Source organism: Micromonospora sp. NPDC049048, from assembly GCF_043197615.1.
Lineage (GTDB): Bacteria > Actinomycetota > Actinomycetes > Mycobacteriales > Micromonosporaceae > Micromonospora.
The window spans coordinates 1-12074 of record NZ_JBICTM010000022.1 but is presented as its reverse complement, the minus strand read 5'-3'; the positions used below and the strand labels follow the sequence as shown (position 1 = coordinate 12074).

The window sequence follows — 12074 nt, the reverse complement described above, 5'->3', positions numbered from 1 at the left end:
GTTCCGATGGTGGGGTTGGTGGGCCATTGGGTGGGGGGTGTGGTGAGGCGGTTGGCGGTGGCGTGGTGGGTCTCGGAGGGACCGTACTGATTCTCCAGAACCACTCCGGGGATGCTCGAGAGCATTTGACGAATCGGGTCGGAGATGTGCACGACGTCACCGGAAACGAGTACCTCGGAGAGGAACAGCGGCTGCTTTCGCTCGGTCCAGGCGAGCGCTATGTGGTGCAGCTGGGCCGGCGAGGTGTAGAGGCGCTCGACCCGCTGCTGTGCGAGAAGTTGGAGGAGTTTCTCCGGGTCCTGCCGGTGCTCGTCGTCGATGAGGACGAGGACGCCACCGGAGAGCAACGTGCCGAGTATCTCGAGCAGGGAGACGTCGAACCCGATTGACGCGAGCTGAACGCACCGCGCTGCGGCGCCGTCACGGGACAGGAGCCAGCGCACCGCAGGCAGAAGTGTCCGCAGGGTGGCGGTGATGCCTTTGGGTTTTCCGGTGGATCCGGAGGTGTAGACGATGTAGCTGGCGCTGTCGGGGGTGGTGCGGGGTTCGGGGGGTGGGGTTGGTGTGGTGTCGGGGGTGTCGTCGTAGGTGATGACGGGTGTGGGGAGTGGGGGCAGGGTGGTTTTGTGGTCGGTGAGGATGAGGCGGGTGTCGGCGTTGGTGGTCATGTAGGTGAGTCGGTCGGTGGGGTGGCGGGTGTCGAGGGGTAGGTAGATGCCGCCGGCTTTGAGGACGGCGAGCAGGCTGATGACGGCGGGGAAGCCGTGGTGCAGCGTTACGCCGACGACGGTTTCGGGGCCGATGCCGTGGTTTCGGAGGTGGTGGGCGAGTTTGTTGGCGTGGGTGTCGAGCTGGGTGTAGGTCATGGTGTCGTCGCCGTGGGCGAGCGCAACCGAGTCACCCGACGCCAGGACTCGTTCCTCGAGCCGGTCGAGTAGCCACCCCTTGCTGGTCGGAGCCGCGTCGTCGCTCATTCCTCTCCTGTCCGTACGAACGTGGCGACGTGCGCGCTGTCGCCGCGAAGCACTCTTATCGCCCATACGCGATATCTACCTGCTTCACCGAGAAAAAGATGTTAAACGATGTGTGGCATGTGACGGAGCGCGTTCCAAGCCGACATTCACTGTTACGTTTGTCGGGCAATCCTTGGTGGCGGGTGGAGATCCCCGCGCCGGGGGCGAAGGCGGATGTCACGTACGGGGGTTCGTTCTGCCTGGGACGATTCGGTCCAGCGCTCGGTCCAGCGCCTGTCAGCGTCGATGGCCGGCCGACGTCGGGCCGCCATCGGCCGATCGTCGGGCCACCATCGCCGATCGTCCGAGCCTGCCCTGTCACTTGACCGACCACCTCCTCCTGCCTTCGGCCACGGTCTGGTCGGTGCTTTGGCCGACCTTCGGTCTCCGCCCTCGTTTTCCGCAGAAATGGAGACTGGTGAAGCTGATGACGGGGAGACGCGGTGAGCCGCAGTACGGGACGGGCCCGGGTGGGGCGGTGTCGGCCGGGGGACGCCACCCGGCAGCCGCTGCGAGCCAACCCGCTGAGACACGTCGCAGGCCGGAGTCCGGAAACTCGCTACCGAACTATCTCGACCTCGCCGCGTCGGTCGAACCAACCCGGCTGGACCTGCCTGAGACCCTTCCGCTGCCGACGTGGTGTGAGATCGGCAATCAGATTCTCCGGTTGGCGGACTCGTCGTCCTGGTGGATCGGCGACTGGCTGGTGTTCGGCCAGGAGCGATACCGCGACCGCTACAAGCGGGCAATGGCCGAGACCCTGCTCGACTACCAGACGCTGCGCAACTACGCCTGGGTCGCGCGACGCTTCGAGCCTTCGCGCCGGAGGGCCAGACTGACCTTTCAGCACCACATGGAGGTCGCTGCGCTTCCGGTTGACGAACAAGAGCACTGGCTCGATTTCGCGCTACGGATGAACTGGTCGCGCAACGAACTACGTAAGCAGGTGCGGGCCAGCGTGGCCGACAGCAACGAGCCGGACGTCGCGAAGGTGCGGCTGCAGCTGCAGATAAGCCCGGAGCGAATGGAACGGTGGGAGGCTGAAGCAGCCCGGCACAACTGCAGCTTGTCCGACTGGATGGCGAGGGTACTCGACCGCGCGGTGCAGGGGTCGTTGTCCAGTGCCTCCACAGCATGACCAGCAGGGCGTGAGTCCATCGACGAACAGCTGGGCCCGGTCGGTCTAACGAGACCGGCCGGGCCCGGCCTGACTCCCCGCAGGTGCCTGCCGTCCGGCCGTGACCGACGCCTGAACTAACACCGGCGCGGCGCGAGATCATAGAAGCAGATCCGGGGTCCGGCGCCCGGCCTGGTGTAGATGAGACGGCACTCCAGCGCCGTCTTCTCGAAGACCGCGAGCCATGCCGACCTGTCCCGTGGGAGCCCTTGTCCCGACAACAGATGCACGAGGAAGAAGTCGTCGTGGTTCTCGTTGTCCACATACAGCATTTCTGGCTCGCCCACCAGCAAGATCTTCTGTTCCGGCAGCACCCTCGCGTATGTGTCGAGGATGTCGACGACCGCCTGCTCGCCGTCGCGGAAGTGCTCGTGCAGCGCGCTGACCGCGCACAGCCCGTCGGCCTTGAACGCCGCCTCGGGCCAGGTCTCCGGCGCGAAGCCGTCGGCCACCATGAACTCCACCCGGTCGTCGACACCCTCTCGGCGGGCCAGGTCACGAGCCACCTCCACCGCCTCGGGCGAGATGTCCAGCCCCACCCCCCTGAGGCTCTTGTCGCGCAGGCACGCATCGACGAGAAGTTGACCGCCGCCACAGCCGACGTCCAGCACGCACGTCACGTCCCGACCCTGCATCGCCCTGAGCACCACGGGCGTGTGGAAGATCGAGAACAGGGTGGCGCAGTGCGCCCCCAACGGACCGCCGTTGCGGTTGACGTCTTCGCCGTAACGCACCCGGCCCGTCAACAGGTCGCTCATCCTGCTGGTGACCGGGCCGTACGCTCCGACGTAGATGCCGAGGCGTGCCAACGACACGTCGGAGGTCAGCAGTTCCCCCCAACGCGTCAGGTGGACTCCGCCGTCGCGTTGTTCCAGGACTCCCCGGATGGTCAGATACTGCAGAAACCCCGGTCCCATCCGCTCGTCGAGGTCGTCGAGGAGACCGTCCTCCGTTCGGTGCTGACCGTTGCGGAGCCTTTGCAGAAGGCCGCTGTCCAGCATGGCGAAAACCGCCTGACACAAGTGCATCGAACTGATCAGCTCGGGCATCTTCGACAGGTGAAAGTCTTGCCACGCCCGTAGTTGCTCCGCTTCGCGGAACTCTACGATCTGCAGTGGATTATCGGTCATGGTGATGCTTCCTTGTCGCCGTCGATGATTTGCCTCCCGCAGATCCTAGGCACGTTGGTTCCGCAATCGGGTGCAGTCGATCGGCGCGGATTCGAAACTCTTGCGCAGCGCGGAAGTGTAGCAGCGCATCGAGTCCTGGCTGGCTGGGCGGGCCGATGCGCTCCGGGAGCGACGGTCAATGTCTCGCCGGCGAGACGCGGTTTCCGCGAGAAGCGACGCAGCAGAAAGCGTGGGCGGACTGAAATCGAGTGACGTCATATGCTGTCCGTGCCCCCGGTGCAGATCCGCGCAAGGCCTGTGGTGGGGCTCCTGACAAGAACCGGCCGGCCGGCAGCCGCAAGCGGTATCGGCCGGTGGCCTTCCCGGTGACGACAGATGGTGGTGACAGCTTGTTTCCGTCCCGACCGGAATTGAAAGGTGATCTAGGAGCGGTCTCCTCGACGCATCCTGCGGCGTCGGCTGTGGGAATGGCCGTCCTCGAGCGCGGTGGCAACGCCTTCGACGCGGCGGTGGCCGCGGGATTCGTGCTTCAGGTGGTAGAGCCTCATTACAACGGCCCGGGAGGTGATCTTTCCGTCGTGCTGTACTCGTCGGCGACCGGGAAGACCGCCGCGGTCTGCGGACAGGGCCCGATGCCTGGTGCGGCCACGCTGGATCGGTTCCGGGAGTTGGGGCTTGGACAGATCCCCGGCTCGGGGCTGCTGCCTGCCACCGTGCCGGGAGCGTTCGGTGGGTGGATGCGGCTCCTGGCTGAGTTCGGCACGATGCGCCTGCGCGAGGTGCTTTCGTACGGCATCGACTACGCGGAACGAGGATTTCCGCTGCTGCCCGAGACCGCGGACGCGATCGCCGCGCTGGCCCCGCTGTTCGCCAGCGAGTGGACGGGGTCGGCGAGCATCTACCTGCCCGGTGGCAAAGCTCCTGGGCCAGGGACACGGTTCCGTAATCCCACTCTTGCGCAGACGTATCGCCGCATCGTCGATCTCGCGGAGGCGGCGTCCACGTCCCGCGAGGCCCAGATCCAGGCTGCGCAGGACGCCTTCTACCGGGGCTTCGTGGCAGAGGCCATCGACGCCTTCACCAACCGCACCGAGGCCATCGACGCGACGGGAAGGCGTCATCGAAGCTTCCTCACGGGACAGGACCTCGCAAACTGGCAGCCGACGGTCGAAGAGGCACCCGGTGTGGTCTATCGGGGGCATCTCGTCCACAAGCCCGGACCCTGGTCGCAGGGACCGGTCTTCCTGCAGCAGTTGGCGCTCCTCGAAGGCTTCGATCTCGCCGCCATGGGGCTGGGCAGCGCCGAGTACCTCCACACTGTCGTCGAGTGCGCGAAGCTGGCGTTCGCTGATCGGGAGGCCTGGTACGGAGACCCCCTGCAATCCGACGTCCCGCTGCAGACGCTGCTCAGCGCCGACTACAACCGTGCCCGTCGCGAGCTGGTCACCAAGGAGGCAGCCGAGACCCTGCGCCCAGGGGCGCCGGACGGTCGCGATCCCTGGATGCCGACGCCCGGAAAGCCAGACCTCCAGCCCGGGGCGGAAGACTGGATCAACCAACTTGGCAACGGTCTGCCGACCATCCTGCCGAGGACGGCCGCCCGTGGGGACACCTGCACCGTGACGGTCACCGACCGGGCCGGCAACACCGTGGCGGCGACACCCAGCGGCGGGTGGCTGAAGAGCTCGCCCGTGATCGGGGAGTTGGGCTTCCCACTGGGCACCCGTGGACAGACCATGTGGCTGGTCGACGGACACCCCAACGGCGTCGCTCCTGGGCGGCGTCCCCGGACCACGTTGAGCCCCACAGTCGTCGTGAAGGACGACGGGTCCGTGCTGTCCTTCGGCACACCGGGCGGCGACCGCCAGGACCAGTGGACCCTGCTGTTCCTGCTCGGCGTCATCGATTTCGGGCTCGACAGCCAGAGCGCGACGGAGTCGCTCGCCTTCCACAGCGACGCCGTCCCCGCCTCATTCACCCCCCGTGAGTCCCACCCCCGGCGTCTGACCGTCGAGCGGAACTGTGACACCGAGGTTGTCGACGAACTGCTGCGCCGCAACCACGATGTCCAACTCGTCGCCGAGAGGTCTCTGGGCAAGGTCTGCGCCAGCGGCCGGGACGCCACGAGCGGGTTCGTGTTCGCCGGCGCGAGTCCCCGCAAGTGCCAGGCCTACGCCGTCAGCCGGTGAGCTGGCGCCACGACGGCGACAAGGGCTCCGAAAGAAGGGAGACGGCCTTGATCTCGGGTACATCGGAAAGTGCACGGACGAATCGTTTCGCCGAACCGCCCTCGCCGCTCACCGGCAACATCCACCACATCGGCGTTCAGACGACCGATCTGCCGAACGCCATCGCCTGGTACCAGGAATTCCTGGGCTGCACCGTCTCGTGGGAAATGAATGGTGGTTTCTCCGCGCTCAGCCATCGCCGGCTGCCGGGTCTGTCTCGCCTCGTCGAGATGGTGGCGGGCGACGTACGGCTGCACCTCTTCGCTCGTGACGGCGGTGCCGACGGGCCGCCCGCGGCGGACGTCAATCAGTTCCAGCACGTCTGCCTGCGGGTGGAGACGGCCGAGGAACTGCGGCGCTGGCGCCAGCGCTGGTTCGCGCTCTACGAGTCCGATCGCTTCGTGTTCGCCCGTAGGGAGCCGGCGAGCGAAATCGACATCGACGGCCAGGGCATGCAGAGCTTCTACGCGTTCGACGTCAACGGCCTGGAGTACGAGTTCACCTACATGCCGGGCGGCGTCGATGGTAATGCTTGATGCACCCGCCCTGGTCACGAGGCTGCCGCAGCAGTCGGAGTGGGAGTACGGCGGCCACATCTACGGCCTGGAGCCGCTCGCCCTGCCCACCAGTTGGCTACCGCGTACGTCGGAGGTCGACCGGGAAGCCATCATGGCCTGCCACGAGAGCCTGAGTACCCTGCCCCCGTCAACGAGGCACGAACTGCCACCGCCCGACGCCGCCGAGATCGACCGACTGTTCTGGTTCCGGTGGATCACCGGACATCAAACGACGTTCCTGCTCTGGCAACTGCTGGCCGCCATCCTCGACGACGCCGAGGATTCGGAGCCCCATGCCCCGGCGCTGGCCGCGCAGGCGTGTGCGCTCGTCCGTGGGTACACCCTCATGCTGCTCTATGCCAGCTCTCCGCCTCGGGAAATCTACGAGCGTGTCATCCGGGCGCCCATGGCACGCCAGCACATCAATCTCAGCGGAGCGTGGGCCAGGGACTACGCACCCATCAGGCCGCTGGTCCGGGGAAAGATCAGTCTCGGCGGCAGCATCGAGGCAGATGCGCTCCGCCGCGAGTGCGAGATCAATGAACAGGTTCACGAGGGGATCACAGAGAAGGTCGTGCCGTCCGGAGTCTCGCTGCTGCAGAATCCCAAGCCTCCGGGCGGGCGATGGCGGATGCACCGCGAGACCCTGTTGTGGCTCTACGACGGGATCTTCCTGACCAGCCGCGCCAATCTGTCGTATGGCGAGGTTGTGGTGCAACTGGCCCGCAGGGTGCACGCAATCGTCCTGGAAATCAGTGTCAATGGTCTCTATCCCCTGTTCGCTCCGAGTCTGCATGAGGAGCCACCGACCTTGCAGACACCTGAACTGATGGACCGCAAGCAGAACTTCACCGGCACGCTGCTGGAGATCCTGCGGCTGGCCGCCTCGCCGGTGCCCGAGCGGTATCCCCATGCGGCTCCCAGCCGTGCCGCGCTGAGAGGAAGAGGTTCCGCATGACCGTCGGGCCACTGCACCTGTCCCGCGACGAACGCTATTGCGCCGATACCTTCAACGGCGCGGTCGCCGCTGCTGCCCTGAGCGCAGCGTGGGACATCGGGCTGCTCGAGGAACTCGCCGAGAAGGACGCCCTGGACGTACACCGGTTCGCGGCGGGCCGAGACGTGCATCTTGGTGCGGTGCGCGCGATCCTCACCGCGCTCGCGAGCCGCGAGATCGTCGTCCTGGACCCGGTTCGGAAGACGGCCAGCCGCGGGCCCGGCTTCGAGGACGCGTTCAAGAACAGAGGGTTCTTCTACTGGTTGACCCGCGGCTGCGGCGAGTTGTTCACCGATCTGACCCGTCTCACGCTCAACAGCGAACGCGCCGATCGGGGCATGAACCGCGACTCGCGGGCGATCAGCGTCGCCTGCCGCAGCATCGCCCGCACGTTCTTCGACCCGCCCCTGCGTGAGCTGCTGGACGGGATGTCCTTCACCACGGTCGCCGACCTGGGGTGCGGTAGTGCGGACCGGATCATCATGTTGGCCCAACAATGGCCGTCCGTCCGGGCCGTGGGCATCGACGTGGCCCAGGGTGCGCTTGCCGTGTCGAAGGAAGCCGTCGCCGACGCTCAGTTGGGCCACCGCATCACGCTGGTCGAGGATGACGTGCTGACCATGGCGCCTCGTCCGGAATACCGTGGTGTCGACCTCGTGACGTGCTTTCTGATGGGCCACGACTTCTGGCCGCGGGAGAATTGCATCAACACACTGCGCCGGATCCGCCAGGTCTTTCCCAACGTGCGCAACCTCGTGCTCGGCGACACCTGCCGCTCGACCGACGTGCACGGCACCGACCTGCCAATGTTCACTCTCGGGTTCGAGACGGTGCACGCCGTCATGGACCAGTATCTGCCGACGCTCGAGGAATGGCACTCTGCCATCGAGGAGAGCGGTTGGAAGCGCGCCGACGAGCGGCTGATCGATCTGCCTGCATTCAGCTTCATATTCCGGTTGACGCCGGCATGAGCCCAGGCCGCGCACTCGTCAATCCCAAGTCGGAGGACAACATGGACAAGATCGTCTCCCCGTCACCCGGGTCGGCTGCTCCGGCTGCCCGCGAAGACCTTCCGCTGTTCCGCCAGATCCCAGGTCATCACGCGCCGACACCCTTCTACCTGACGGCCGACATGTTCGGAGGGCTGCCGGTCGAGGTGGCTGGTGGAGAAATCAGTGACAAGGTCGGTAAGCCGGTCGCCGCGCCGCACACCCACGAGGTGCCCGAGATCTACCTGCTCATGTCGCCCACACCCGGCGGTGCGGTCATCGACGTCGTCGCCGACGACAAGCACTACACCCTGACCTCTCCCGCGGCCTTCTTCATTCCCGCCGGCACGGTCCACCACTTCGTCACCCGCTCCGCCGAGCCGGGTTCCTACTGCCTCGGAGTGCTGCTCAACGGAGGATGAGAGGTCACCAGTGCCCAGCGCCCAGGCGGCGCACCTCCGTGTACATCGTCTCCGCGACGGACGCCCGGTCCAGCTGAGCACTTTCAGAACACCTAGTGGGGCGGGGTTTCCGGGTGGGCATGATTGCGAGCAGTGCGTGCAGCACATTCGCCTGGGGCATTTGCGCGCTCCTCCTCGGTACCGCGCCGGATTCAGAACTATAACGTCGCGGCAGGCCAGATAGGGCTCTCGGCGCTGTCGCACCTATGGGGGCAACCAGTGAGTTCGCTTTCGCCGCAACAACTCGCACTCGTCCGGCAGCGTCTGAGCGGGGGCGGCTCGACGTCGCCTTCGGACACGTTTCGGTGGCCGGCATTATCACCTGGCGGAGACGCACCCCTGTCGTTCGCCCAACGCCGGCTCTGGTTCCTCGGGCAGATGGTCCCGGACTCTTCGAGTTACCACGCCGACCATGTGTGGCGGATCGACGGGCCCCTGGATCCGGTCGCGCTGCAGCACGCGTTGCAGCAGGTTTGGGAGCGGCATGGCGCTCTTCGGGTCCGTTTCCACGAGGTCGAGGGTGAACCCCGGCAGAGCACCGGTCCCGTGACGTCGATCCCGCTCCCTGTGGTCCAGCTGCCGGGGACAGGCGCCGATCCCACGGCGGAGGTCCTCGCGATGGTCGCCGACGATGCGCTCCGGCCCTTCGACCTCTCGACCGGTCCGCTCATGCGGGCGCGCCTGGTGCGGGTGGACGACGATGTCCACTACTTCGTCCTCGTCCTGCACCACATCGTGGTGGACGGCTGGTCACTGGGCGTCTTCTGGCGTGACCTCGCCGCCGCGTACGACGCGGCCCGTACACGTCGAGGTGGCCTTCCCCCGTTGCCACTGCAGTACCCGCAGTACGCGCAGTGGGAGCAGGCCGCGGTCACGGAGGAGCAGATCGGGCAGCAGCTCGCCTTCTGGCGTGACACGCTCGACGGCGCGCCGCCGTACGTCGATCTGCCTTCGGACCTCCCGCGACCCCGGACGCTGAGTGGTCGGGGCGGCTCGGTGGACTTCGTGGTGCCGCCGGCCGTGACCGAGAGGCTGCGCGCCATCGCAGAGGAGGGCGCGGCAAGCGTCTACATGGTGCTGCTGGCAGCGTTTGACGTCTTCCTGGCCCGTTACTCAGGGCGCACCGACGTCGTGACGGGCTCGGGCATGGCGGGGCGCGACCGCGCCGACCTCGAGGAGCTGATGGGGTTCTTTGTCAACTCCGTGCCGATTCGGGTGCGTTGGTCCGGCGACCCCACCTTCAGACAGCTGCTCGCGCACGTGCGCGAGGTGGCGCTCAGCGCGTACTCCAATCAGGAACTACCGTTCGAGCGACTGGTCCGGGAGGTGGCGCCGGAGCGGGACACCAGCCGGAATCCGCTGTTCCAGGTGTGGTTCGACGGCGGCCGGCCGGTGGAGAGCCCGGCCCTTCCGGGGCTGCGGGTCAGCCCCGTCGGCTCCGATGCCGCGAACACGCCCTTCGACCTCGAAGTCAAGATCGAGGATCGCGGCGCGGACATGTACGGCGTGGTCGTCTACAGCACCGATCTGTTCCACCGGAGCACGGCAGAGCGGATGGCGGAGCGGTACACGACGTTGCTGGCGGCGCTCGCCGGTCAGCCTGACCAGGCGGTGTCGCAGGCGGGATGGTTGTCCCCGGGCGAGAGCGATCTGGTCCTGCGCGGGTTCAACGTCGACGACGTCCCTGTCGAGCCGGTGGCCGACCTGATGACGGCCTTCGAGCAGCGGGTCGCGTCGAGCCCGGACGCCGTCGCGCTGCTCAGCGACGGCCAGCAGATGACGTACCGCGAGCTGGACATTCTGATCAATCGGCTCGCGAACCACCTCGTGGCGGCCGGTGTGGGCCCGGAGGTCGTGGTCGGACTGTGTGTCGATCGTGGTTTCCAGAGCGTCGTCGCGCTGCTCGCCATCTTCAAGGCGGGTGGCGTCTACTTGCCGCTGGATCCCAAGCTCCCGCCCGCTCGCCTGCAGTACGTCATGCGAAGCGCCGACCCTGCCCTGATCGTCACCGACTCTGCGATGCGTGACCGCATCCCCGATCTGGGCAGGACGAGCATGTGCGTCGACACGGACGCGGCAGCCATCGCCCTGCGGTCCCCGACCGCCCCGCCACGACGTCGCAGGCCGACCAACCTGATGTACGTCATATTCACGTCTGGCTCGACCGGCGAGCCGAAGGGCATCAGCGTGACTGCCCGGACCCTGGACAACCTGATCGCCTGGCACCTGGCCCACGACACGCGCCCGCGCCGCGGCCTTTATCTCGCGTCGGTTGGCTTCGACGTGTGCTTCCAGGAGATATTCGTGACGCTGCTGAGCGGAGGTACGCTCACCATCGCGCGTGAGGAGATCCGACAGGATCCCTACCTGCTGCTCGAGTTGCTGGAACGGCATGAGATCGACACGCTGCACGCGCCTCCGGCCCTGCTCGACCAGGTGATCCTGGCCTGGGTGCAGAGTCCTCTACCGCTGTCGCTGCGTCACGTCTACGCCGCGGGAGATGTGCTGCGCATCAGCGCGGACACCCGCCGGTTCGCCGCAGCCCTGGCCGGGGTCCGCTTCGAGAACCAGTACGGACCGTCCGAAGCCCACATCGTGACCACGCAGATCCTGACGGGTGACCCGGCCGGCTGGCCTGAGCAGGTGCCAGTCGGCCGTCCACTGGCCGGTCCACAGGTGTACGTGCTCGACGAGCGGATGCAACCGGCGGGCATCGGGATGAGGGGCGAGGTGTACGTCGGCGGCGACGTGCTCGCCCGTGGCTACCTTGGGCGATCCGCCGCGACCGCGGAGCGGTTCGTGGCGGATCCGTTCGCTGGGGTGCCGGGTGCGCGGATGTATCGCACGGGTGATCTGGCGCGGTGGGGTGTGGACGGTGTTCTGGAGTTCGTGGGGCGTGCCGACAGCCAGGTGAAGATCCGCGGCTTCCGCATCGAGCCCGGCGAGATCGAATCCGCGCTGGAACGGCATGAGAACGTTGCCCGGGCGCTGGTGGTCGTGCAGGAGAAGGACGGTGACCGTCGTCTGGTGGCCTACGTGGTTCCGCAGCGGTCGAGCGCTGTCCAGCCGACCACCGAGGCGCTCCGGGACTACCTCGCGGGTCTTCTTCCGGTGCATATGGTGCCGGGTGGTTTTGTTGTTCTTGATGAGTTGCCGTTGAATTCTAATGGGAAGGTGGATCGGGGTCGGTTGCCGGTTCCTGATCTTTTGGTGGTGGGTGGTCGGTTGGCGCGGACGCCGGTGGAGGAGGTGTTGTGTGGGTTGTTCGCGGATGTTTTGGGTGTGGCTGGTGTGGGGATTGACGATAGTTTCTTCGATTTGGGTGGGCATTCTCTTCTGGGTATCAAGTTGGTGAGTCGGGTTCGTTCGGTGTTGGGTCGGGAGTTGTCGATTCGGAGTTTGTTCGACGCGCCGACGGTGGCTGGTCTGGTGGGGCGGTTGGATGCGGGTGGGGGGACGCGTCCGGTGTTGGGTCGGGCGGTGCGTCCGGAGTTGGTGCCGTTGTCGTTCGCGCAGCGTCGT

At 66.6% G+C, this 12074-nt stretch carries 9 protein-coding genes; 7 read left to right on the top strand and 2 right to left on the bottom strand.

All coding sequences use genetic code 11. The features are described 5' to 3' along the window. On the bottom strand, positions 1 to 974 hold a 974-nt coding region (locus tag ACGFIG_RS30640; RefSeq protein ID WP_393008849.1), incomplete at its 3' end, for an AMP-binding protein. A 466-nt stretch (positions 975 to 1440) separates the two neighbouring features. On the opposite strand from ACGFIG_RS30640, the gene ACGFIG_RS30635 reads away from it, so the two are divergent. Next, entirely contained in the window at positions 1441 to 2151 is a 711-nt protein-coding gene (locus ACGFIG_RS30635) for an LmbU family transcriptional regulator (protein WP_393008851.1), read from the top strand. 116 nt (positions 2152 to 2267) lie between these two features. On the opposite strand, the gene ACGFIG_RS30630 is transcribed toward ACGFIG_RS30635, so the two are convergent. Beyond that, complete coding sequence (locus tag ACGFIG_RS30630; RefSeq protein WP_393008847.1) at positions 2268 to 3320, bottom strand: SAM-dependent methyltransferase; 1053 nt, start codon at positions 3318 to 3320, stop codon at positions 2268 to 2270. Positions 3321 to 3787: 467 nt separating this feature from the next. Between ACGFIG_RS30630 and ACGFIG_RS30625 the strand changes: the two genes are divergently transcribed. The 6 genes from ACGFIG_RS30625 to ACGFIG_RS30600 form a co-directional block, all read left to right on the top strand. Continuing rightward, positions 3788 to 5509: a gamma-glutamyltransferase family protein gene (locus ACGFIG_RS30625; protein ID WP_393008845.1), complete on the top strand. Its 1722-nt coding sequence runs from the start codon at positions 3788 to 3790 to the stop codon at positions 5507 to 5509. Beyond that, positions 5506 to 6084 (top strand): VOC family protein, encoded by a 579-nt coding sequence (locus ACGFIG_RS30620; protein ID WP_393008843.1) that lies wholly within the window; start codon positions 5506 to 5508, stop codon positions 6082 to 6084. Before ACGFIG_RS30625 ends, ACGFIG_RS30620 begins: the two co-directional genes overlap by 4 nt. Next, positions 6077 to 7063, top strand: a complete 987-nt coding sequence (locus ACGFIG_RS30615; RefSeq protein ID WP_393008841.1) for a hypothetical protein — start codon at positions 6077 to 6079, stop codon at positions 7061 to 7063. Before ACGFIG_RS30620 ends, ACGFIG_RS30615 begins: the two co-directional genes overlap by 8 nt. Beyond that, positions 7060 to 8073 (top strand): class I SAM-dependent methyltransferase, encoded by a 1014-nt coding sequence (locus tag ACGFIG_RS30610; protein ID WP_393008840.1) that lies wholly within the window; start codon positions 7060 to 7062, stop codon positions 8071 to 8073. Before ACGFIG_RS30615 ends, ACGFIG_RS30610 begins: the two co-directional genes overlap by 4 nt. Continuing rightward, positions 8070 to 8513 (top strand): cupin domain-containing protein, encoded by a 444-nt coding sequence (locus ACGFIG_RS30605; RefSeq protein ID WP_393008838.1) that lies wholly within the window; start codon positions 8070 to 8072, stop codon positions 8511 to 8513. Before ACGFIG_RS30610 ends, ACGFIG_RS30605 begins: the two co-directional genes overlap by 4 nt. Before the next feature lie 132 nt (positions 8514 to 8645). After that, positions 8646 to 12074: amino acid adenylation domain-containing protein (locus ACGFIG_RS30600; RefSeq protein WP_393008836.1), on the top strand; the 3429-nt coding region annotated here is incomplete at its 3' end.